The organism is Streptomyces sp. ITFR-16, assembly GCF_031844705.1.
Taxonomy (GTDB): Bacteria; Actinomycetota; Actinomycetes; order Streptomycetales; family Streptomycetaceae; genus Streptomyces.
This window is the reverse complement of the sequence record NZ_CP134609.1, coordinates 7,517,386-7,539,572: the sequence shown is the minus strand read 5'-3', so window position 1 is coordinate 7,539,572 and position 22,187 is coordinate 7,517,386. Positions and strand designations below refer to the sequence as shown.

22 protein-coding genes and 1 pseudogene are annotated in these 22,187 nt (G+C 72.7%); 9 read left to right on the top strand and 14 right to left on the bottom strand.

Going from position 1 to position 22,187, the window contains the following annotated elements:
• Window positions 1–3 precede the first annotated feature (3 nt).
• The 6 genes from RLT58_RS33330 to RLT58_RS33305 all read right to left on the bottom strand — a co-directional run bounded on the left by RLT58_RS33330 (window position 4) and on the right by RLT58_RS33305 (window position 6,436).
• Window positions 4–1,416, bottom strand: a complete 1,413-nt coding sequence (locus tag RLT58_RS33330; RefSeq protein WP_311314081.1) for an NADP-dependent succinic semialdehyde dehydrogenase — start codon at window positions 1,414–1,416, stop codon at window positions 4–6.
• Between the two features lie 183 nt (window positions 1,417–1,599).
• Complete coding sequence (locus RLT58_RS33325; RefSeq protein ID WP_311314080.1) at window positions 1,600–2,124, bottom strand: ATP-binding protein; 525 nt, start codon at window positions 2,122–2,124, stop codon at window positions 1,600–1,602.
• A gap of 163 nt (window positions 2,125–2,287) precedes the next feature.
• The gene (locus RLT58_RS33320) at window positions 2,288–4,387 is read right to left on the bottom strand and encodes a xanthine dehydrogenase family protein molybdopterin-binding subunit (protein ID WP_311314079.1); all 2,100 of its coding nucleotides are present in this window, start codon (window positions 4,385–4,387) and stop codon (window positions 2,288–2,290) included.
• Window positions 4,388–4,406: 19 nt separating this feature from the next.
• On the bottom strand, window positions 4,407–5,393 hold the full coding sequence (locus RLT58_RS33315) for an FAD binding domain-containing protein (protein ID WP_311314078.1): 987 nt from the start codon (window positions 5,391–5,393) through the stop codon (window positions 4,407–4,409).
• Window positions 5,390–5,956: a 2Fe-2S iron-sulfur cluster-binding protein gene (locus RLT58_RS33310; RefSeq protein ID WP_311314077.1), complete on the bottom strand. Its 567-nt coding sequence runs from the start codon at window positions 5,954–5,956 to the stop codon at window positions 5,390–5,392. The genes RLT58_RS33315 and RLT58_RS33310 overlap by 4 nt, the downstream gene beginning before the upstream one ends.
• A 90-nt stretch (window positions 5,957–6,046) precedes the next feature.
• Window positions 6,047–6,436: a hypothetical protein gene (locus tag RLT58_RS33305; RefSeq protein WP_311314076.1), complete on the bottom strand. Its 390-nt coding sequence runs from the start codon at window positions 6,434–6,436 to the stop codon at window positions 6,047–6,049.
• Between the two features lie 195 nt (window positions 6,437–6,631).
• Between RLT58_RS33305 and RLT58_RS33300 the strand changes: the two genes are divergently transcribed.
• The 3 genes from RLT58_RS33300 (at window position 6,632) to RLT58_RS33290 (ending at window position 8,491) form a co-directional block, all read left to right on the top strand.
• Complete coding sequence (locus RLT58_RS33300) at window positions 6,632–7,003, top strand: DUF6479 family protein (RefSeq protein ID WP_311314075.1); 372 nt, start codon at window positions 6,632–6,634, stop codon at window positions 7,001–7,003.
• 140 nt (window positions 7,004–7,143) lie between these two features.
• The gene (locus RLT58_RS33295) at window positions 7,144–7,971 is read left to right on the top strand and encodes a VOC family protein (RefSeq protein WP_311314074.1); all 828 of its coding nucleotides are present in this window, start codon (window positions 7,144–7,146) and stop codon (window positions 7,969–7,971) included.
• Window positions 7,972–8,101: 130 nt separating this feature from the next.
• Window positions 8,102–8,491, top strand: coding sequence for a VOC family protein (locus RLT58_RS33290; RefSeq protein ID WP_311314073.1), 390 nt, complete (start codon window positions 8,102–8,104; stop codon window positions 8,489–8,491).
• Window positions 8,492–8,544: 53 nt separating this feature from the next.
• Here the strand turns inward: RLT58_RS33290 and RLT58_RS33285 are convergent, their stop codons facing one another.
• A complete protein-coding gene (locus RLT58_RS33285) occupies window positions 8,545–9,036 on the bottom strand; it encodes a GNAT family N-acetyltransferase (protein ID WP_311314072.1) in 492 nt (163 codons plus the stop codon).
• 40 nt (window positions 9,037–9,076) lie between these two features.
• A complete protein-coding gene (locus RLT58_RS33280; RefSeq protein WP_311314071.1) occupies window positions 9,077–9,481 on the bottom strand; it encodes a DnaJ family domain-containing protein in 405 nt (134 codons plus the stop codon).
• Window positions 9,482–9,706: 225 nt separating this feature from the next.
• Between RLT58_RS33280 and RLT58_RS33275 the strand changes: the two genes are divergently transcribed.
• Both RLT58_RS33275 and RLT58_RS33270 read left to right on the top strand, forming a co-directional pair.
• Window positions 9,707–10,282, top strand: a complete 576-nt coding sequence (locus RLT58_RS33275; RefSeq protein ID WP_311314070.1) for a hypothetical protein — start codon at window positions 9,707–9,709, stop codon at window positions 10,280–10,282.
• Window positions 10,279–10,788, top strand: coding sequence for a hypothetical protein (locus RLT58_RS33270; RefSeq protein ID WP_311314069.1), 510 nt, complete (start codon window positions 10,279–10,281; stop codon window positions 10,786–10,788). The genes RLT58_RS33275 and RLT58_RS33270 overlap by 4 nt, the downstream gene beginning before the upstream one ends.
• A 122-nt stretch (window positions 10,789–10,910) precedes the next feature.
• Here RLT58_RS33270 and RLT58_RS33265 read toward each other — a convergent pair whose 3' ends face one another.
• The 3 genes from RLT58_RS33265 to RLT58_RS33255 form a co-directional block, all read right to left on the bottom strand.
• Window positions 10,911–11,711: a tyrosine-protein phosphatase gene (locus RLT58_RS33265; protein ID WP_311314068.1), complete on the bottom strand. Its 801-nt coding sequence runs from the start codon at window positions 11,709–11,711 to the stop codon at window positions 10,911–10,913.
• Between the two features lie 149 nt (window positions 11,712–11,860).
• Window positions 11,861–12,130, bottom strand: coding sequence for an SHOCT domain-containing protein (locus tag RLT58_RS33260; RefSeq protein ID WP_311314067.1), 270 nt, complete (start codon window positions 12,128–12,130; stop codon window positions 11,861–11,863).
• A gap of 54 nt (window positions 12,131–12,184) precedes the next feature.
• Window positions 12,185–12,613 (bottom strand): DUF6325 family protein, encoded by a 429-nt coding sequence (locus RLT58_RS33255; protein WP_311314066.1) that lies wholly within the window; start codon window positions 12,611–12,613, stop codon window positions 12,185–12,187.
• 239 nt (window positions 12,614–12,852) lie between these two features.
• Between RLT58_RS33255 and mutA the strand changes: the two genes are divergently transcribed.
• From mutA to meaB, 3 genes are read left to right on the top strand one after another with little or no spacing between them, the layout of a single operon-like run.
• Window positions 12,853–14,709 (top strand): methylmalonyl-CoA mutase small subunit, encoded by a 1,857-nt coding sequence (mutA, locus tag RLT58_RS33250; protein WP_311314065.1) that lies wholly within the window; start codon window positions 12,853–12,855, stop codon window positions 14,707–14,709.
• Window positions 14,709–16,910, top strand: a complete 2,202-nt coding sequence (gene scpA, locus RLT58_RS33245) for a methylmalonyl-CoA mutase (protein ID WP_311314064.1) — start codon at window positions 14,709–14,711, stop codon at window positions 16,908–16,910. The genes mutA and scpA overlap by 1 nt, the downstream gene beginning before the upstream one ends.
• Before the next feature lie 11 nt (window positions 16,911–16,921).
• The gene (gene meaB, locus RLT58_RS33240; protein WP_311314063.1) at window positions 16,922–17,920 is read left to right on the top strand and encodes a methylmalonyl Co-A mutase-associated GTPase MeaB; all 999 of its coding nucleotides are present in this window, start codon (window positions 16,922–16,924) and stop codon (window positions 17,918–17,920) included.
• A gap of 9 nt (window positions 17,921–17,929) precedes the next feature.
• Here meaB and RLT58_RS33235 read toward each other — a convergent pair.
• Window positions 17,930–18,812: pseudogene (locus RLT58_RS33235) on the bottom strand (GNAT family N-acetyltransferase).
• Between the two features lie 356 nt (window positions 18,813–19,168).
• On the opposite strand from RLT58_RS33235, the gene rho reads away from it, so the two are divergent.
• Complete coding sequence (gene rho, locus RLT58_RS33230) at window positions 19,169–20,311, top strand: transcription termination factor Rho (protein WP_311314062.1); 1,143 nt, start codon at window positions 19,169–19,171, stop codon at window positions 20,309–20,311.
• Window positions 20,312–20,322: 11 nt separating this feature from the next.
• Here the strand turns inward: rho and RLT58_RS33225 are convergent, their stop codons facing one another.
• Window positions 20,323–21,684: an NAD(P)/FAD-dependent oxidoreductase gene (locus RLT58_RS33225; RefSeq protein ID WP_311314061.1), complete on the bottom strand. Its 1,362-nt coding sequence runs from the start codon at window positions 21,682–21,684 to the stop codon at window positions 20,323–20,325.
• Window positions 21,685–21,817: 133 nt separating this feature from the next.
• Window positions 21,818–22,168, bottom strand: a complete 351-nt coding sequence (locus RLT58_RS33220; protein ID WP_311314060.1) for a hypothetical protein — start codon at window positions 22,166–22,168, stop codon at window positions 21,818–21,820.
• Window positions 22,169–22,187: the final 19 nt, after the last annotated feature.

The following is a 22,187-nucleotide window of genomic DNA, read 5'->3' as shown; positions in this document are numbered from 1 at the left end:
GGGTCACTGGGGTTCGGGCCCGAACCAGACCGTGGTGGCGTTGCAGAACTCACGGATGCCGTGTCCGGCGAGCTCACGTCCGTAGCCGGAGCGCTTCACCCCGCCGAACGGCAGCGCGGGGTGCGAGGCCGTCATGCCGTTGAAGAACACCCCGCCCGCCTCCAGGTCGCGGATGCAGCGCTCGCTCTCCTGCGGGTCGCGGGTCCATACGTTGGAGCTGAGCCCGAAGGGGGTGTCGTTGGCCAGCTCGACGGCCTCGTCGAGGCTGCCGGCCCGGTAGAGCGTGGCGACGGGGCCGAAGGTCTCCTCGCGGTGGATGCGCATGCCGGGCGTGATGCCGGTGAGGACGGTGGGGGCGTAGAACCAGCCGTTCTCCAGGCCGCCGCCCAGGCCCTCGGGCCGGCCACCGCCGCACAGGACGCCAGCTCCCTGCCGTACGGCGTCGTCGACGAGCTCCTCCAGGTCGGTGCGGCCCTGTTCGCTGGCGAGCGGGCCGATGTCGGTGGACTCCTCCAGCGGGTCGCCGACGGTCAGGTCGCGCATGCCCACGGTGAACCGTTCGGCGAACTCCTCGTACACCTCGGTGTGCACGATGAACCGCTTGGCGGCGATGCAGGACTGCCCGTTGTTCTGGACCCGGGCGGTGACCGCCGTGCGGGCGGCCTTGGCGACGTCGGCGGAGGGCAGGACCAGGTAGGGGTCGCTGCCGCCCAGCTCCAGGACGGTGTGCTTGACCTCGTCGCCTGCGACGGCGGCGACCGCACGTCCGGCCGGTTCGCTGCCGGTCAGGGTGGCCGCGGCGATCCTGCGGTCGCGCAGGATCTCCTCGACGGCCTTGGACCCGACCAGCAGGGTCTGGAAGCAGCCGGCCGGGAATCCGGCGCGGTGGAAGAGGTCGCCCAGGTACAACGCGGTCTGGGGCACGTTCGACGCGTGCTTGAGCAGGCCCGTGTTGCCGGCCATGAGCGCGGGGGCGGCGAAGCGCACGACCTGCCAGAGCGGGAAGTTCCACGGCATCACGGCCAGGACGCTGCCGAGCGGGCGGTAGCGCACATAGGCGCGCGAGGCGCCGGAGTCCTTGACGTCGGCGGGCGCGGGGTGTTCGTCGCGCAGCAGCTCCTCGGCGTTGGCCGCGTACCAGCGCATCGCCTTGGCGCATTTCGCGGCTTCGGCCCGGGAGGCCTTGAGGGGCTTGCCCATCTCCAGGGTCATGGTGCGGGCGATGTCCTCCTGGTCCTCGTCCAGGAGGTCGGCGGCCCGGTTGAGCAGTCTGGCGCGTTCGGCGAAACCGGTGGTGCGGTACTGGCGGAAGGCGGCGTCCGCCGCGGCGAGCCGCCGCTCGATCCCGTCGGCGTCCAGTGCGTCGAACGTCCTGAGCGTCTCGCCGTTCGCGGGGTTGACCGTCGCGATGGGCATGACTGTGGCCTCCTTGCCTTCGGTACTTCGACCGTGCCGCGCCGACCGCGCCGGCGCAACGCGGGCCCCCGCACCCCGCATACCCGGCCGGCGCGGATCATGCATGCGTCGCGCATGCGATCCGCGCCGGGAGGGGCGAGCGGGGGCGGGGGCCGGGCGGGTGGTTCCGCTCCGTGCCGCGCGTCAGACGAGGGCGGGGGCGTCGGTACGGACCGGCTCGGGGGCCTCGGTGCGGACCGGCTCGGCGGGGAGCTCCGCGACCGCGGCGGGCGGGCGCCGGAACTCGCGGACGCCGGGCAGCGGCGGCAGCGGGACCAGCTCGATGTGCTGCGGCTCCTGGGCGTACCGGGTGAACCAGACGACCTTGCCCTCGGTGGTCCGGCAGGTGCCCCAGCTGTCGCTGAGGGCCATGACCCGGCTCAGCCCGCCGCCCTCGTGGAGCAGGCGCGGCATCTCGGAGCCGTTGTCCGCGACGGAGACCGTGAGGTGCCGTCCTGACCAGCGCAGTTCGACGACGCAGTGGTTGTCGTCACCGACATGGCGGTGGACATTGGTCAGCAGCTCCTCCACGGCACGGCACACGGGCCGTACGTGGAGTTCGAGACTCCAGTGGCGCAGATGCGCGGCGACTATCCGTCGCAGCTGGGACACACGCTCTGCCGATACCTGGAGTTCGACCAGATAGTGCCGGTCGAGTGGAACGGTCATCGTCGAGGCTCCTCACATCGAGGCCCACATGCTTCGCCCCGTTGTAACCAACGACCCCCGAATACGAAGAGTGAGCAGATGTCACTTCTGGGTCACTCCTCAGGGTGACCCCGTGCGGCCGGTTGCGCAACACGTCCGGCCGTACACCCCCGGTGACCGGTGCTCATGGCAGATGGGGCAGCAGCCGGTCCGGGGTGAGGGGGAGGGTGCGCAGCCGGACCCCGGTGGCGTGCCGGACGGCGTTGCCGACCGCCGCGGCGGCGCCGACGATGCCGATCTCGCCGATGCCCTTGCTGCCCATGGGGTTGAGGTGCGGGTCGTGCTCGTCGATCCAGTGCGCCTCGATGCCGGTCACATCGGCACAGGCCGGCACGTGGTAGGAGGCGAGGTCGCTCTCGGCGAAGTCGCCGAAGACCGGGTCCATGGTGCTGCTCTCGGTCAGCGCCATGCCGAGCCCCATCGTCATGCCGCCGATGAACTGGGAGCGTGCGGTCCGGGAGTTGAGGATCCGCCCGGCGGCGAAGACCCCCAGCATCCGGCGCATCCTGACCTCGCCGGTGCGGGTGTCGACGGCGACCTCGGCGAAGTGCGCGCCGAACGCGTGCCGCGCGTAGTCCGACTCGGCGGCCGTCTCCTCGGTGGTGTCGGCGGTCACCGTCACTCCCCCGTCGGGCAGCACACCGCCGTGCTCGCCGAGCCGCTCCACGAGGGCGGTGGCCGCCTTGTGGACGGACCAGCCCCAGGAGGCGGTCCCCGAGGAGCCGCCGGCCAGCGGGGCGTCCGGCAGGTCGCTGTCGCCGATGTCCACCGTGACGTTCTCCACCGGGGTCCGCAGCACCTCGGCGGCGATCTGGGCGAGTACGGTGCGGGCCCCGGTGCCGATGTCGGTGGCGTTGACGGCGATGCGGTACGAGCCGTCGGGGGCGGCGTGCGCCGAGGCGTGCGAGGCACTGACATAGACGGGGTACGTCGCGGCGGCGACGCCCGTACCGATCAGCAGGGGGCCTTCGCGGCGCTGCGCGGGGCGTGGGTCGCGATCGTGCCAGCCGAAGCGGGCGGCGCCCTCGCGCAGACAGGCGGCCAGGTTCCGGCTGCTGAAGGGCTTGCCGGACTCGGGTTCGGCGGCCGGGTCGTTGCGCAGGCGCAGTTCCACGGGGTCGATGCCGGTTTCCGCGGCGAGTTCGTCGAGCGCGGACTCCAGGGCGTACATGCCGGGCGCCTCGCCCGGTGCGCGCATCCAGGAGGGGCTGGGGACGTCCAGGGCGGTGACCCGGTGCACGGTGCGGCTGTGCGGGGAGCCGTACATGACGCGGGCGGGTACGGCGGCCTGCTCCACGAACTCCTTGACGGTGGAGGTCTGGGTGATGACCTCCTGGGCGACCGAGGTGAGGGTGCCGTCGGGCTCGGCGCCGAGCCTGACACGCTGGACCGTGGGCGCCCGGTGGCCGACGACCGCGGCCATCTGGCGGCGCGGCAGGGCGAGTTCGACGGGGCGTCCGGTGTGCAGCGCCGCCATCGCGGCGAGCACGGTCTGCGGGCGCGGGGTGCCCTTGGAGCCGAATCCGCCGCCGACGTGCTCGGAGACGACGCTGACCTGGCCGGGCGGGAGCCCGAAGAGTGCGGCCAGGCTGTCGCGCACCGCGGTGGCCCCCTGGCTGGAGTCGTACACCGTCAGGTGTCCGTCCGGCGCCCAGTGCGCGGTCGTGGCGTGCGGCTCCATGGGGTGGTTGTGCAGGGCGCCGAGTGTGTACGTGGCGTCGACGCGTACGGGCGCGTCCGCGAAGGCGCGGTCGAAGTCGCCGCGTTCGCTGACGGCCGGGTAGCCGCCGTTGGCGTTCTGCGGGGTGTAGAGGCCGGGGTGGTCCTCGCTCAGCACGACGTCGTGCGGCTCCGTCTCGTACGTGATGTGCAGCGCCCCGGCGCCGGCGCGGGCGCTCTCCAGCGTGTCGGCGACGACGAGCGCGATGTGCCAGCCCCGGTGCGGGACGCGGTCGTTCTGGAGGACGGCGAGGATCGGGTCGTCGGGCTCCTGGGTCCTCGGGGCGTTCTCGTGGGTCAGGACGCAGTGGACGCCGGGGAGGGCCAGGGCGTCGACGGTCCGGACGGCCGTGACCCGGCCGCGCGGCACGGTGGCGGGCACGGGCCAGGCGTACAGACAGCCGGGCAGGTGGCGTTCGGCGGCGTAGCGCGCGGCGCCGGTGACCTTGTCGCGCCCCTCGCGGCGCACGACGGGGGCACCCAGTGACGGGAGGGTGTGGCTCATGGCGGGAGTCCTCGGCTCTTCAGGGGCGGTCGGCGAGTGCGGCGAGCGCGTCCACGGCCAGATGGCGGGCCAGCCGGACCTTGAACGCGTTGTCGCGCAGGGGGCGTGCCCCGGCGAGTTCGGCGTCCGCCGCCCGCAGGTAGGTGGCGTCCTCGGCGGGGGCGCCGCGCAGGATCTCCTCGGCGGCGCGGGCCCGCCAGGGCCGGTGGGCGAGTCCGCCGAAGGCCAGCGCGGCGTGCTCGATCCGGCCGTCGCGCACCCGCAGGACGGCGGCCACGGAGGCCAGCGCGAAGGCGTACGACGCCCGGTCGCGGGCCTTGCGGTACAGGGAGACGGTGCCGTCGGGCAGCGGCGGCAGCAGCACCTCGGTGATCAGTTCGCCCGGCCGGACGACGGTGTCCGCGTCGGGGTTCTCGCCGGGCAGCCGGTGGAAGTCGGTCACGGGGACGGTGCGTTCGCCGTCGGGGCCGTGCAGTACGACCGCCGCGTCGAGGGCGGCGAGCGCGACGGCCATGTCCGAGGGGTGGGTGGCGACGCACTCGGTGGAGTGGCCGATGACGGCGAGGTCGCGGTGGGCGCCCTCGCGGGCGGGGCAGCCGGTGCCGGGCTCCCGCTTGTTGCAGGGTTTCGAGGTGTCCTGGAAGTACGCGCAGCGGGTGCGTTGCAGGAGGTTGCCGCCGGTCGTGGCGACGTTGCGCAGCTGCCCGGACGCGCCGGCCAGCAGGGCCTGGGACAGGGCGGGGTAGCGGGTGCGCACGGCGGGGTGGGCGGCCAGGTCGCTGTTGCGGACGGTCGCCCCGATGCGCAGGCCGCCGTCGGCGGCGTCCGCCACCCGGTCCAGGGGCAGCCGGCTGACGTCGACGAGCAGGCCGGGCGTCTCCACCCCGAGCTTCATCAGGTCCACCAGGTTGGTGCCGCCGCCCAGGAACCTGGCTCCCGGGTGGGCCGCTCCCGCGCGGACCGCTTCGGCGACGGACGTGGCACGGAGGTAGGCGAAGGGCTTCACGGCGCCACGTCCTCGATCGCCTCGACGATGCGCGGGTAGGCCCCGCACCGGCAGAGGTTGCCGCTCATCCGCTCGCGGATCTCGGCGGCGTCCAGCCGTGCCGGTCCGGCGACGGGGGCGTCGTGGGCGGTGGCGTGGGAGGGGAAGCCCTCGTACGCCTCGGTGAGCACCCCGGCGGCGGAGCAGATCTGGCCGGGGGTGCAGTAGCCGCACTGCAGCGCGTCGCGGTCCAGGAAGGCTTCCTGGAGGGGGTGCAGCCGGTCGCCGTCGGCCAGGCCCTCGATGGTGGTGATCCGGGCCCCGTCGTGAGCGACGGCCAGCAGCAGGCAGCTGTTGGCGCGGCGGCCGTCGACCAGGACGGTGCAGGCGCCGCACTGGCCGTGGTCGCAGCCCTTCTTCGCGCCGCTCAGGCCCAGGTGGTGGCGCAGGGCGTCCAGCAGGGTGGTGCGGTGGTCGAGCGTCAGGGTCCGCTCGTCACCGTTGATGTGCAGGGTCAGGACGGAGCGGTCGCCGGTCGCCCATGGCTCTCCCGCACCGCCCTCCCGCAGACTGGTCGGGTCCACGTGCGGCACCTTTCACGACGTCGCTTCTGTGTCGGTTCCTCCCACATATACGACAGTCGGGCGCGCACCGCCCGGGAGGCGGCGTTCGGCCTACTTGTTCTCCAGCCGCAGCCGCACTTCCTCTTCCTGGTCGCCGGAGACCGTGCCCACGACCCGTACGGCGAAGGCGCCGGCCAGGCTCTCGCGGAGCCGGTCGACGGCCTGGTAGCCGCCCTGCACATCGGCCGTGACGGGCCCGCCGAGCGTCACGGGCCCGGAGACCACCCGCGCCTCGGACACATCGACGGTCACGACCCACGCGGTGGGCCGCTTGCCCGCGACCTCCTCCGGAATGTCGCCGGAGCCCCGGTCGGTGGTGAAGGCCGCCCTCAGCACGTCGAACACCGTGCGCGCGTCATCCTTCGCGCAGCCGCTGACCACGACCGACACCTCGCTGTGCCCGCTCTCCTGCGCCTGCTGCGTCTCGCGTGTGCTGTTCACCGCGGTTCCTTCCGATGGGGTTCACTTCCAGGCTCGCCCCGACCACGGGCGGCTGCGAGTCGAGTACCCCCGCCGCTGCCGCCCGCACGTCATAAACCCTTGTCGTCCGAAACCTTTTTTGCATTGATATCCACTTAAAATATGAATTCGATCGCGGAACCGAGTGGGGGCCGCGCCCCGGGGTATGCGGCATGCATGGACGTATCGGATGGAGCCCTGAATTCCCTGGCCGTCACCCTCGCCGAGCGGGGCGCGACCGGTGTCGCGATGGCCGTGGTCGGCGTCGTCCTGGTGGCCCTGCTGATCGGCGCATTCTGGCTGGGCAAGCGGCGGCGCGACCAGGAACTGCCCCCGCCACGGCCCGAGGAACAGCCGGTCGCACCGGAGCACCGCAGCCACGTCGAGCAGCACGACGTCCACCACACCGGCGGTGCGTCCGCCGGCGGGACGGACACCTCCCACCACACGGACAGCTTCCCGGACGACGGCCGGGGCCTGTCGCCCTACGAGCTCGGCGAGCACGGCAATCAGCCCCTTCCCCCCGACAGCGACGAGCGCCGGGACTGACGCCTTTCGCCCGGCGGGGGCCGCGACCACGGCGGGCGACGCTCCCGCGTGTTGCGGGAGCGGCCGCCCCCGGTGAGGCTGGTGAGGGCCGCGAAGGCCGCCGGCACATCTGCCGCACCCCCCATGAAGGCAGTAGGACCATGACCGGAAGCACCTCTGGCACGGCGCCCGCGCCCGCGGCCCTCACCGGGGCCGCGGCGCCGTGCTGGGTCAATCTCATGACCCTGGACCTGGAGTCCGCCCAGGCGTTCTACGGCCCCGTGATGGGCTGGACCTTCCGCCCCGGCCGGCTCGGCCAGGAGTTCTCGGTCGCGCGCCGCGGAGACGTACCGGTCGCGGGCATCGGCGCGGTGGCCACAGCCTTTCGCGTGGCCGTGGCCTGGACGCCCTACTTCGCCGTCCCGGACGCCGATGTGGCCGCCTCCCGGATCCGCGAGCGCAGCGGCACCGTGGCGGTCGGCCCCCTGGCCCTGGGCAAGGGGCGCGGGGCGCTGGCCGCCGACCGCGACGGCGCGGGGTTCGGCATCTGGGAGCGGACCGAGCCGGCGACCTCGCCGCCCGCACCGGACGGCCATGCGCACGCCTGGCTGCGGCTGCGCACCCGGAACGCCTTCGACGCGGCGATCTTCTACGGCGGGGTCCTGGACTGGGCGACCGGTCTGCCCGGCGCGTGCGAGGTGTCGTACGAGAAGGACGAGGTCCTCGTGCAGTGCGGCGGGCGTCAGCTGGCCCGGATCAGTTCCGGCGCGGTCGAGGCGGCCCCCGATCCGCTGGTGCGCCCGCACTGGCAGGTCAACTTCCCGGTGGCCGACGTGACCGCCTCGGTCGAGACGGCACGGAAGCACGGCGGTTCGCTCGTCGAGGAGCTGACCCGCCCCGAGGGGCGCGAGGCGACGCTCATCGACCCGGACGGCGGGCTGTTCACCCTCACGGACGTCTACCACGCCCCGGCCTCCGGGCCGGAGTGAGCGGTGCGCCGAAGAACCTCGACGGTCCGGGCGGGGCGCGCATAGGATCTTGGGTACGGCATCGCGCGCCGGTCACCGGCCGGGTGAGGCGTGGAGGTGCCCGTGAGATGCCCGTTGGAGGCATTCCACAGTGTCAGTCGAGTTGAATCACACCATCATCCACGCCCGGGACAACCGGGAGTCCGCCGAGTTCCTGACCAGCATCCTGGGGCTGGAGATCGGCGCGGAGTGGGGCCCGTTCATCGCGGTCACCACGGCGAACGGGGTCACCCTGGACTTCGCCACCGTCCCCGCCGAAACGATCGCACTCCAGCACTACGCGTTCCTCGTCTCGGAAGGCGAGTTCGACACGGCGTTCGCCCGCATCCGCGAGCTGGGCATCACGTACTGGGCCGATCCCCGCCGCGAGCACCCGGGCGAGATCAACCACAACGACGGCGGCCGGGGCGTGTACTTCCTCGACCCCGCCGGTCACGCCATGGAGATCATCACCCGCCCGTACGGCGGCTTCGCCGCGTAGCGGCGCATACGGGAGGGGCCCGGCCGGATCATCCGGCCGGGCCCCTCCCCCCGTCAGGCGACGTCGAGCAGCAGTTCCGGGCGGTCCCACATCACCGCCGGCGGCGCGGCGCGTACGGTGCCGGTCCGCTCGGCGCCCACACTGCGGTAGAACCCCTCCGACGGCGGGTGCGACACGATGCGCACGCCGGTGAGGCCGCCGGAGCGGGCCTCCTCCCGGAGGTGGCCGACGAGCAGCCGCCCGATCCCCGCGCCCTGGGCGTCGTCGGCGACGAACATGAGGTCGAGCTCGGGCGGATCCAGGATCAGCGCGTAGAAGCCGAGCAGCCGCTCGCTCTCCTCCTCGACCGCCGCGAAGACCCGGTGCGCCTCGATGTAGTCCGGCCCGACCCGGTAGCCGTCGACCATCGGCGCGTACGGCCCCTCATAGGCGCGCGAGGACCGGACCAGGCGGGTGAGCCGCTTGGCGTCCCGGGCCGTCGCCCGCCTGATCCGCACTCCGCGGCGGGGAGCCCGGCCCCGCGTGGACGTAACGCTCGCTCTCATGCAGCGAGTATTACGCATCCGCCTGCGGGCGGGCGCGCCGTCAGGACGAGGAGCGCGCCTCGCGCCACTCCCGCACCCGGGCCTCGACGTCGAACGGCCCGAGGTTCAGGAGCGGTCCCGGCGGCGGCCGTCGGACGGCCTCGGCGATCTTCTCGTTGACCTCGGTCAGCAGGCGGCGCACCTCGGCCTCCGTCCGGATCCCGGGCAGGGCGGCGAGGACGTCCTCGGCCTCCTTGCGCAGGGCCAGCGCGGGCGGGAGCACCGACACGCCCTCGCGCTGCATCTTCGCCTTGATCCACCACGTCTCGTCGTACGGGCGGTCCAGCCCGTCGAGCGGCTTGCCGAACCCCGGCAGCCGGGAGAAGTCGCCCCGCTGTTCGGACTCCCGGATCTGCTTGTCGACCCACGACTCGAAGCTGACACCCGCGGGCTTGCGCTCGGTCACCGTGATGCCCCTCTCGGAGAGCTGTGCTGCCGTCCTTCCACCCTACCGAGGCGCCCTCCGGGGCCCCTTGGGGCGGGCCGCCCGGAAGAGCGGGGTGCGTCGAACGCGCGTGCAGGGGTACACGAGCAGCACGCCCGGCCGACAGGATGCCGGGCACGGACCGAAAGGGATGGTGGGAGTGGAACACAGCGACCTGCGGACCGATGACCGGCGGGGGTGGTGACCATGACGACCGTCGCGATCATCGTCGCCGTCGTTCTGGTGGTGGCCCTCGGCCTCTTCCTCGCCTTCGCCCGGCCGTCGGGCGGACGCGGGCTGCGACGCCGCTTCGGCCCCGAGTACGACCGCGCCGTCGCCCGTCACGACGGCGACACCAAGGCCGCCGAACACGAGCTGAACGAGCTGCTGAAGCGCCACCGTTCGCTGGACGAGCGGCCGCTGTCGGCCGAGGCCCGCGCGGAGTACACCGACCGCTGGACGCGGATCCAGGGCCGCTTCGTCGACGCGCCGCAGCAGGCGGTCGCCGAGGCCGACGCCCTCCTCGCGGAGCTGGCGCACGACCTGGGCTTCCCCGACGGCGACGACTTCGGTGAACAGAGCGCCGCGCTCTCCGTCCATCACGCCGAGCAGGTCAACGGCTACCGCCGGGTCCACGCCGCCAAACGGGGCGAGGGCGGCACGGAGGAGATGCGGGAGGCCCTGATCGAGGCCCGCGGCCTCTTCGACGTCCTGGTGTCGAACGGCGTGGACGCCCCCGCCCGCCGACAGCCCCACCCCGTGGAAGGAAGTGGCAAGGCATGACGAACGACGCCGATCGCACCACACCGGCCCCCCTGTCGACCCCCGCCGCCGGCGGACCGGCCAGGAGCCGCCCGCTCGCCCCGGACACGGCCCCCGGCACCGCCGCGGCCCCGGACGGCACAGCGGACCGGACGCACACCTCGCACGAGACCCCCGCCCCGCCGGCGAAGGCCCCGGCCCGGCCGTCGAAGGCCCCGGCCGCCCCGGGCCCGGACACCCCGTCCGGCGCCACGGGCACGCTCCTGCCGACCGGCGACCACGACAAGTTCGCCCTCCGCCTCCAGCAGGCGGTGACCGACTTCGTCGAGAGCCCGCAGCGGGCGGTCGAGGAGGCCGAGTCCACCTTCGAGGCGGTCGTGGAGGGCCTCACCCACGCACTCGACGAGCACCGGCGCACCCTGCGCACCTCCGCCGGGCAGGACACGGAGCCCGGGGCACGGACCGAGGAGCTGCGCATCACGCTCCAGCACTACCGCGACATCACCGAGCGGCTCCTGAAGGTGTGAGGGCCCCACCGCCCGCGCCGCACCCCGTCCCCGTCGCACGGACCTCTGCCCCGGCCGATATCGGCCGGGGCAGAGGTCCGTGCCGGTGAGGTCCGTGACGCGAGGGCCTGTGCCGAAACGGTTCAGCGGGTGTGGACGACCAGTTCGGCGCGCAGCCGCCGCAGCGTGCGCACCGGGACGCGCAGCCCGTCGCGCACATACCCCTCGAGACCGCCCCACCGCTCGTCCATGGCGTCGAGCGCCGTGTCCAGGTAGCGGGCGCGGACCTCGATGATCGCGGACGCGATCTCCGGGTCGCCGCCCGCGTCGAGGAACCCCTGCACGAACGGCCGGTAGGCGACCCGCACCACCGGGTTCACCGAGAGGAACTCCGTCCGCACGACGTCCCGCGAGGCGCCGAGGAGCAGAAGCAGCAGCGTCGTCGCCCAGCCCGTGCGGTCCTTGCCCGCCGTGCAGTGGAAGAGCACCGGACGAGCGGCGGCCTCGGCGACCGTGTCGACGAAGGCGCGGTACGCGGCGGCGGCGCGCGGCGAGAGCACCATCCGCCGGTACGTCTGCGCGAAGATCTCCTCGGCCTTCCCGCCCCCGAGCAGCCGCTCCGCCTCGACCGGGTCCGCGAGCAGCGCCCGGAGCCGGGCGGGCACCACCCCCGGGTCGTCCCCGAGGACGTCGGCGACGAACAGCCGGGCGCCGGGCGGCAGCCGGTCGGGCGCCGTCGCGCGCTCGTCCGCGGTCCGCAGATCGACGACGGTACGGATGCCGAGTGCGGCCAGGGTGGCGTCGTCCACCGGGCCGGTCCCGCTGAGCTGGCCGGAGCGCAGCACCGCACCCGGCCGGACCCGCCGGCCGGGGCCCAGGGCGATGCCCCCCAGATCGCGCAGATTGAGAACGGAGACTGCCGGGACGGCCCTGACGGTGTGCACGATGAACTTCCTCTTTTCCCGACACGTATCCGAATTGATTTCGGCTTGGCCGGATCAAAAGTCGCATGATGTCGGGAAATCGACAAAGTAAAACGCCGTAGATCATCGGACCGTGCGCAGGGGCGGCTCGGGAGCGTCCCCCGCCGCCCTCACTCCGCCAGGAGACGGGTTTTCTGGGCCTGGAATTCGGCATCGGTGAGGATGCCCTGCTTCTTCAGCTCGGCGAGCCGCTCCAGCTGGCCGATCAGGTCGTCCTCCGGCGCGACGGCCTGCGGCGGGGCGGCCTGCTGCTGGGCGTCCTGCTCGGCGAACCTCGTCTGCCGGCGCTGCTGGACGCGGCCACTGACCGCGGACGCGGTACCCGCGACGACGGCCGTGCGCGCCGCCGCCCCGAGCAGGCCGGGGCCTCGGCGGTTCATTCCGGGTCCTCGAAAGATCGGCATGTTCCTACGCCCTTCCGGTGCGGTGCGCTGTCAGCGGGCGGAGCCGGACGCGGAGACCGCGGCCTCCGCGACCTCGGCGGGAATCCGTTCATGGGCGATGACCTGGCCGCCCGACGCGCGGACGGCCGCCGTCAGCGGGACCGCCCAGAGGTCCTCCCACACGATCAGCGCCGCCGAGCTGCCCGCCGGCACCCTCTCGCCGAGGGTGCGGATGTCCTCGCTGTTGAGCAGTCCGGTGACCTCGCCCTCGACACGTTCGAAGGAGACCAGCTCGTCCGGGTCGAGGTCCTCCAGCTCCACGGTCTCGATCGCGCCGTCCTCGGCCCGGTGCACGAAGGCCAGATCGATGATGCGCACGGCCTTGGACGCGACCGCGTCGGCGAGCGCCGGCGCGATGACCCCGGTGAACCGGCTGCCCGGAAACGCGACGACGAGGTACTCCACTGGTCCCACAGCCACGGGCGTGTCCTCTCCGGATGAATGGATTGCCAGCAGCATAACTTCGGGCATTTGGTACTGCACTATGGCACATACACAGAAACCGTAGAGCCCTTGTGCCGCACGGCCGGACGGCCGGACCGCCCGTCACCGGACCGGCGGTTACGCGACAGTACGTAAAGGATCAAGCGCGCTGGGAGAGGGCAAGGTCACAGGCCGGTCCTCTGCTGCTCGTCCGGGTGCTGTCCTAGCATCTGGGCATGACGGTCCAGCCTGCTGACGGGTTTTCGTTGGCCGCCGAATTCCCTGACCCCGCCCACGAGCAGTGGCAGAGCCTCGTCGAAGGTGTGCTGCGCAAGTCGGGCAAGGACGTCTCGGGTTCGGCCGCCGAGGAAGCACTGTCCACCACGGTCGAGGACGGGCTCATCACGCGCCCCCTCTACACCCGGCGCGACGACGCGCCCGACCCCGGTCTCCCGGGCTTCGCGCCCTTCACCCGAGGCAGCAGGCCCGAGGGGTGTACGGCGGGCGGCTGGGGCGTACGGCAGCGGCACACCTCGACGGATCCCGTACGGCTCAACGAGGCCGTGCTCGCGGATCTGGAGAACGGTGTCACCTCGTTGTGGCTGACCGTGGGCGGCACCGGTGGTGTGCCGGTCTCCGGTCTCGCACGGGCGCTGGACGGCGTCTTCCTCGACCTGGCGCCCGTCGTCATCGACGCGGGGGACGAACTCGACGCCGCCGCAACCGAGTTGCTCCGGCTGTACACGGAACGCGGCGTGGCGGCCGACCAGGTGCGGGGCAACCTCGGCGCCGACCCGCTGGGGCGGGCCGCGCGCACCGGCACCGCGCCGGAGCTGACGGACGCGGTCCGCTGGGCGCGGCGCTGCGCGGCCGGATATCCGGGGCTGCGGGCGATGGTCGTGGACGCGCTGCCGTACCACGAGGCGGGCGCTTCGGCAGCCGAGGAGCTCGGCACCTCGCTGGCCACCGGCGTCGCCTACCTGCGGGCGCTGACCGAGGCCGGTCTCGGCGTCGAAGAGGCCTGCGCCCAGCTGGAGTTCCGCTACGCGGCCACGGCCGACCAGTTCCTGACGATCGCCAAGCTGCGGGCGGCACGCCGGCTGTGGGCGCGGGTCGCCGAGGTCTGCGGGGCTCCCCAGGCGGGGGCACAGCGTCAGCACGCGGTGACGTCCCCGGTGATGATGACCCGGCGCGATCCGTGGGTGAACATGCTGCGGACCACCCTGGCCGGTCTGGGCGCGGGCGTCGGCGGCGCGGACGCGGTGACCGTGCTGCCGTTCGACCATGCGCTGGGCCTGCCCGACGCGTTCGCCCGGCGCATCGCCCGGAACACCTCGACGATCCTGCTGGAGGAATCGCATCTGGCCCGGGTGATCGACCCGGCGGGCGGCTCCTGGTACGTGGAGCGGCTCACCGACGACCTCGCCGGCGCTGCCTGGGCGTTCTTCCAGGAGATCGAGCGGGCCGGCGGCCAGGCGGCGGCGCTGGACTCGGGGCTGGTCGCGGAGCGGATCGCGGCGACCTGGGCGGCGCGCAGCAAGGACCTGGCGCGCCGCAAGGAGCCGATCACCGGGGTGAGCGAGTTCCCGCAGCTGGCCGAGCGGGCGGTGGAGCGCGAGCCCGTGCCGTCGGCCCCCGCTCCGGGCGGTCTTCCCGTGGTCCGGCGCGACGAGGCGTTCGAGGCGCTGCGGGCGCGTTCGGACGCCCATCTGGCGGCGACCGGCGGACGGCCGCGGGTGTTCCTCGCGGCGCTCGGTCCGGCCGCGGCGCACACCGCGCGGGCCTCGTTCGCCGCGAACCTCTTCCAGGCGGGCGGCGTCGAACCCGTCCACGAGCCGGTCCAGGTGGACGCGGCGTCGGCCGCCGAGGCCTTCGCGGCCTCGGGCGCGGATGCGGCGTGCCTGTGCTCCAGCGACGCGCTCTACGCGGAACAGGCTGCCGAGGTGGCCGGGGCGCTCGTCGCGGCCGGTGCGCGGCGGGTGTATCTGGCGGGCCGGCCCGGTACGTACCCGGGTGTCGACGAGTACGTCTTCGCCGGCTGCGACGTGGTGGCCGTGCTCTCTTCCCTTCTCGACCGTATGGGTGTGGCGTAATGCGGATCCCCGACTTCTCCGACATCGAGCTCGGTCCGGGCGAAGGCGCCGATGTGACCGAGGACCAGTGGCGTGCCGCGGTCAAGGAGTCCTCCGGCAGCTCCGACGGCGACCTGCTCTGGGAGACCCCGGAAGGCATCGCGGTCAAGCCGCTGTACACCGGCCACGACCTGGAGGGACTGGACTTCCTGGGTACGTACCCGGGTGTGGCGCCGTATCTGCGCGGTCCGTACCCGACGATGTACGTCAACCAGCCCTGGACGATCAGGCAGTACGCGGGTTTCTCCACCGCCGAGGAGTCCAACGCCTTCTACCGCCGCAACCTCGCGGCCGGGCAGAAGGGCCTCTCGGTCGCCTTCGACCTGCCGACCCACCGCGGCTACGACAGCGACCACCCCCGGGTGACCGGCGACGTCGGCATGGCCGGGGTGGCGATCGACTCGATCTACGACATGCGCCAGCTCTTCGACGGCATCCCGCTGGACAGGATGTCGGTGTCGATGACGATGAACGGCGCGGTGCTCCCCGTGCTGGCGCTGTACATCGTGGCCGCCGAGGAGCAGGGCGTACCGCCCGAGAAGTTGGCCGGGACCATTCAGAACGACATTCTGAAGGAGTTCATGGTCCGCAACACCTACATCTATCCGCCGAAGCCCTCGATGCGGATCATCTCCGACATCTTCGCGTACACCTCGCAGAAGATGCCGCGCTACAACTCGATCTCCATCTCCGGCTACCACATCCAGGAGGCCGGGGCGACGGCCGATCTGGAGCTGGCGTACACCCTGGCCGACGGGGTGGAGTATCTGCGGGCCGGCCGCGACGCCGGGCTCGACGTCGACGCCTTCGCGCCCCGGCTGTCGTTCTTCTGGGCGATCGGCATGAACTTCTTCATGGAGATCGCGAAGCTGCGCGCGGCCCGGCTGCTCTGGGCCAAGCTGGTCAAGGAGTTCGGGCCGAAGAACGCCAAGTCCCTCTCGCTGCGCACCCATTCGCAGACCTCCGGCTGGTCGCTGACCGCGCAGGACGTGTTCAACAACGTCACGCGCACCTGTGTGGAGGCGATGGCCGCGACACAGGGGCACACCCAGTCGCTGCACACCAACGCCCTGGACGAGGCGCTGGCCCTGCCGACGGACTTCTCGGCGCGCATCGCCCGCAACACCCAGCTGCTGCTGCAGCAGGAGTCCGGCACCGGGCGCGTGATCGACCCGTGGGGCGGCAGCGCGTACGTGGAGAAGCTGACCCATGACCTGGCGCGGCGGGCCTGGCAGCACATCGAGGAGGTCGAGGCGGCGGGCGGCATGGCCAAGGCCATCGACGCGGGCATCCCGAAGCTCCGTATCGAGGAGGCGGCCGCCCGTACCCAGGCGCGCATCGACTCGGGGCGCCAGCCCGTCATCGGCGTCAACAAGTACCGCGTCGAGACCGACGAGAAGATCGATGTGCTCAAGGTCGACAACTCCTCGGTGCGCACCCAGCAGATCGAGAAGCTGCGCCGGCTGCGCGAGGAGCGCGACGAGCAGGCGTGCCAGGACGCGCTGCGGGCGCTGACGGCCGCCGCCGAGCGCGACCCGGGTCCGGGCCTGGACGGCAATCTGCTGGCCCTGGCCGTGGACGCGGCGCGGGCGATGGCGACGGTGGGCGAGATCTCGGACGCGCTGGAGAAGGTGTACGGACGGCACGCGGGCCAGATCCGTACGATCTCCGGTGTGTACCGCAACGAGGCAGGGGAGTCGCCGTCCGTGGACCGTACCCGCGCGCTGGTCGACGCGTTCGAGGAGGCGGAGGGACGGCGGCCGCGCATCCTGGTCGCCAAGATGGGCCAGGACGGGCACGACCGCGGGCAGAAGGTGATCGCGACCGCCTTCGCCGACCTGGGTTTCGACGTGGACGTCGGCCCGCTGTTCCAGACGCCGGGCGAGGTCGCCCGGCAGGCGGTCGAGGCGGACGTGCACATCGTGGGCGTCTCGTCGCTGGCCGCCGGCCACCTCACGCTCGTACCGGCGCTCCGCGAGGAGCTGGCCGCCGAGGGACGTGAGGACATCATGATCGTGGTGGGCGGGGTGATCCCGCCGCAGGACATCGAGGCGCTGCACGAGGCGGGGGCGGCGGCCGTGTTCCCGCCCGGGACGGTGATCCCGGACGCGGCCCACGATCTGGTGACGCGCCTCGGCGCCTCGCTCGGTCACGAGCTGTGAGCCGCTGACCCATGGCCGCGAGGATCGATCTCGACAGTTATGTGAAGGGGGTGCTCGACGGGAAGCGCGCGTACATCGCGCGTGCGATCACCCTCGTCGAGTCCACCCGGCCCGACCACCGGGCGCTCGCCCAGCAGTTGCTGCGCGAACTGCTGCCGCACTCGGGCAGCGCCCGGCGCATCGGCATCAGCGGGGTGCCCGGGGTCGGCAAGTCCACGTTCATCGACGCGCTCGGCACCATGCTCACCGGGCTCGGGCACCGGGTCGCGGTCCTGGCCGTTGACCCGTCCTCCAGCCGCACCGGCGGCTCCATCCTGGGCGACAAGACCAGGATGGAGCGGCTCGCGGTGGACCCGGCCGCCTTCGTGCGCCCCTCCCCCACCGCCGGCACCCTGGGCGGGGTGGCCAAGGCGACCCGGGAGTCCGTCGTGGTGATGGAGGCGGCGGGGTACGACGTGGTGCTGGTGGAGACGGTCGGCGTCGGCCAGTCGGAGACGGCGGTCGCCAACATGGTCGACACCTTCCTGCTGCTGACGCTGGCCCGCACCGGCGACCAGCTCCAGGGCATCAAGAAGGGTGTGCTGGAGCTGGCGGACGCCATCGCGGTGAACAAGGCCGACGGCCCGCACGAGCGGGACGCGCGCTCCGCCGCGCGTGAACTGGCGGGCGCGCTGCGGCTGATGCATCCGGCCGACGCCGCGTGGACGCCGCCGGTGCTCACGTGCAGCGCCCGTGAGTCGACCGGTCTGGACACCCTGTGGGAGCGGCTGGAACAGCACCGGGCGCTGCTCGAGTCGACCGGCCGGCTCGCGGCCAAGCGCCGTGACCAGCAGGTCGACTGGACCTGGACCATGGTGAAGGACGAGCTGCTCGAGAGCCTGCGCAGCCATCCCGGGGTGCGGGCGCTGGCGCCGGAGCTCGAACTGCGGGTCCGTGAGGGGACGTTGCCGGCGACGCTGGCGGCCGAGCAGATCCTGGAGGCGTTCCGGGGCCCAAAGACGCGCACCTGAGCGGGCCGGCTAGAGGTCGAGCTGGTACTCCAGCGAGCGGTGCGTGGGCCGGTAGCCGAGCGCGTCGTTGACGGCGCGCATGGGGGTGTTGCTGTCGGCGGTGTCGGCCAGCAGTCCGCCCAGCTTTGGGTGGTGGGCGCGGGCGTGCAGGATCGAGGCGGCCTTCATCCACCGGGCGAGCCCGTGGCCTCGGTGCCCGGGCAGCACACCCGTCCCGTAGTGCTGCCCGTCGCCCCGGCCGTCGCCCGGCACGACCACTTCGGTGAAGCCCACGACCGCCCCGTCGGCCTCGTCGACGGCGGCCACGGTGTGCAGCAGGTCCCCGCGCTTCGCGACGGCCTGCGCCACCGCCCTGACCCCGTCGACGTCCCAGGTCATCGTGCCGTAGTCGGTGTCGTCCATGGGCATGTCGTCCATGGCCCGGCGCGAGGCGGCGAAGGTCGCCGCCAGCGCGTCGGGGACCGTGCCGTCCCCAGGACTCCAGGCGGTAGCCCGGATGCGGCAGCGCGACGGCGGCGGCCAGGGCCCCGGTGTCCAGATCCGCCAGTGACAGCCGGGCGTAGGTGAGAGTGAGGACCTTGCGCAGCCCCCTGGCCCGCAGGAAGTGGTCGCCCGGGGAGCCGGCCTCGGTCTGGGCGACGACCGAGCGCCGGCCGTGCTCCCGTGCCGCGGCGGCGACCGCGTCGAGGAGCCGGGTTCCTGTGCCGGCGCGGCGCTCGGCCGGGTGCACCTGGAGGTCCAGCTCGGCCAGATGTTCCTGGCCCTCCCGCGTGAACACCCTCAGGAACGCCGAGCCGACCGGCGCCCCCGTGTCGTCGGACGCCAGCCAGGCCAGCCGGTAGTCGTTGTCCCCGCGGTCGGGGTCGGTGAGGGCGGTGATGCGGATCGGCAAGGTGACTCCGGGCTCGGGAACGTGCGGAAGGACGGAGAAGGACGCGCCGTACGAAAGCACCCCCGCTCCCCCGCCGCAACGGGTTAACCACGTCACAGCCGCTCGCGGCCCCCGGATGCCGTGGTACGGTGCAAGCGGTACTTGTGCACGCCTTGGAATTCAGGCGCCGGTATCTGTTTGTTCTCCTCAGCTGACGCGCCCGTCGTTTCGACCGGCGATCCAGCTTCTCGTTTCACTTCTTCCGTCCGGTACGGACTCTTCCGCCGGATTTTCCTGCCCGTCGTCCCGGGGCGTGAATTCTCCGCCCCCGTCTCTGCCGGGCCCCTTCATTCGCATGTCGCGAAAGGACCACCCGCATGACCACCACACTTCAGCACCCCGTCACCACCCGGCCGCCCGCCCCCGTGGCCGCCGCCGGAATCCTCGACCTCACGCAGCAGGGGCACGGCGTCCTGCGCTCCGCGGGCGGCCACCCGGCCCCCGGCGACGTCCAGGTCCCCTCGGCACTCGTCCGCCGGCACGGCCTGCGCAAGGGCGACGCCGTCGAGGGCCTCTGCGAACGCGGCCGGACCCTGAGCGCCGTCGAGCGCGTCAACGGCCTGGCCCCGCAAGCCCTTCGGGCCCGCCCGCACTTCCGCGACCTCACCCCGCTCCACCCCCGGCAGCGGCTCCGCCTGGAGACCCCGTCCGGCAGCCCCTCGGCCCGGATCGTCGATCTCGTCGCCCCGGTCGGCAAGGGACAGCGCGGGCTGATCGTGGCCCCGCCCCGGACCGGCAAGACGGTCCTCCTCCAGCAGATCGCGGCCGCCGTCGCCGAGAACCACCCCGAGAGCCATCTGATGGTGGTGCTCCTGGACGAACGGCCCGAGGAGGTCACCGACATGCGGCGCTCGGTGCGCGGCGAGGTCTACGCCTCGACGTTCGACCGGCCCGCCAAGGAGCACATCGCCCTGGCGGAACTCGCCCTCGAACGGGCCAAGCGACTCGTCGAGCAGGGCCGGGACGTCGTCATGCTGGTGGACTCGCTCACCCGGCTCTGCCGGGCCCACAACAACGCCGCCTCGGCCGGCGGACGCACCCTCAGCGGTGGCGTGGACGCCGCCGCGCTGCTCGGTCCCAAGCGCCTGTTCGGGTCCGCCCGTCTCACCGAGGAGGGCGGCTCGCTGACCATCCTGGCCACCGCCCTGGTGGAGACCGGGTCCCGGGCCGACGAGTACTTCTTCGAGGAGCTCAAGGGCACCGGCAACATGGAACTGCGGCTCGACCGGTCCCTGGCCGAGCAGCGCGTCCACCCGGCGGTGAACATCGCCGCCTCCGGCACCCGCCGCGACGAACTCCTCGTACCGGCGGACGAGTTGACCGCCGTGCGCGGGCTGCGCCGGGCCCTGCACTCCCGGGACGCGCAGACGTCCCTTCAGACGCTGCTCGACCGGATCCGGAAGACCCCGGACAACGCCGCCTTCCTGCGTCTGCTGCGCGGCACGGTGCCCTCGGCCTGACCGGCCCTCCGTCACATCCGGGTGTGCAGCGCGGCGGTGTGCTTGCGGACCTGCTCCGGGGTGAGATAGCTGTCCGTGTACTCGAAGTCCCGCAGTGTCGCCGGCTTGCGGGACTGGAATCCGGTCCGGACGAAGTCGTCCCCGGCGGCGGCGTTGATCAGCCAGTTCGTCATCACCCGCGCCTTGGCCACATTGGTCCGCAGCGCCGACCAGTGGTAGCCGCGCGCCACCGCCTGGGCGGCGATCCCGTGCATCTCGATGCCGAGGGGCTTGGAGACGGCGTCCTTGCCGCCCAGGTCCACGACGAGGCCGAGGTCCTTGTGGACGTACGGCTGCATCGGCCGGTTGCGCAGGGTCGCCAGCAGGTTGTCGGCGAGCCTGCGGCCCTGGCGCATGGCGTGCTGTGCGGTGGGCGGGCAGACCGCGCCGTCGCCCTTGGCCAGGTCGGGCACGGCGGCCGCGTCGCCGAGCGCGAAGATGCCGTCGTGGCCGGGCAGGGTCATCTCGGGGGTCACGGCGAGCCGGCCGCGCACGGTCTCCGCGTCGAACGTGGTGACCAGCGGGCTGGCGGTCACCCCCGCCGTCCAGATCAGGGTCCGGCAGGGCAGCACCCGGCCGTCGGTGAACGTGACGGTGTCGGGCCCCGCCTCGGCGACGGAGACCCCGAGCGACACCTCGATCCCCCGGTCGCGCAGCACCTTCAGCGCGCTGGTGCCGAGCTTGTCGCCCAGTTCGGGCATGAGCTTCGGAGCGATGTCGATCAGATGCCACTTGATCAGCTTCGGGTCGAGCCGGGGGTAGTGGCGGACCGCGTTGGTGGTGAGCCGTTGCAGACAGGCTGCGGTCTCGGTGCCGGCGTACCCGCCGCCGACCACCACGAACTGCAGGCGCGAGGCCCGCTCCTCCTCGTCGTCGCTGGCGTCCGCGAGGTCGAGCTGCGCGATCACGTGGTCGCGTACATAGGCCGCCTCGGCCAGTGTCTTCATGCCTCGGGCGTTGTCGAGCAGGCCGGGGATGTCGAAGGTGCGGGTGACGCTGCCGGGGCTCAGTACGAGGTAGTCGTACGGCTCGTCCACCAGCTCGTCGGTGATCTTGCGGACGACGCAGATCTTCGCCTTGGGATCGATCCCGATCGCGCCGCCGGGAATGATGCGCGTGCGGTGCCGGCTGCTCCGTCGCAGTGACACGGCCACGGACTGCGGGGTCAGTACGCCCGAGGCCACCTGGGGCAGCAGAGGCAGATAGAGCTGGTACGAGAACGGTGCGACGAGAGCGATGTCCGCTTCACCGGGACGGAGCCCTCGCTCCAGACGGCGCACGCACTCGACCCCGGCGAAACCGGCTCCGACAACGAGAATCCTGGGTCGTGCCACAGTGTTCGTCCCTTCTCGGGGGGTCTGCACGGTCGTCCGTTCGCCTGCCCCGTCACACGCGCACGTCACCTCTCATCTTCACGAGAGCGGTGGGAGTTCGCCTGCTGGGACGGCAGAACGGACGACGCGGCCCTCATCTGGCCAGGTATGTCACCACGGTGCAGGCGCCGCCCGCCGTGCCCGCGCAGACCACCGCGGCCGCCACACAGCGCGCCCTGAGCCTGCGGTAGCGCGCGCTGTACTCCTCGCGCAGCTCGCCGGCGCGCGAGGCGATGCGCGCCAGCATCAGCCGGGAGGCGGCGGCCCGGTCGGCCATGTAGACCCGCTCCACGTCCTCGCGCTGGGCCGTCGTGAGCCAGGGCAGCTCGTCGGTGAAGCGGCGGGCGCGCCGGCGGGCCTGCTCGACCTCGGCGCTCCACAGCAGATATCCCTCCAGCCGGGCCAGGCCGCGGGCGCTGTCCGTATCGGGTTCGGGGCTGCTCACCCGGTTCTCCTCTCCACCG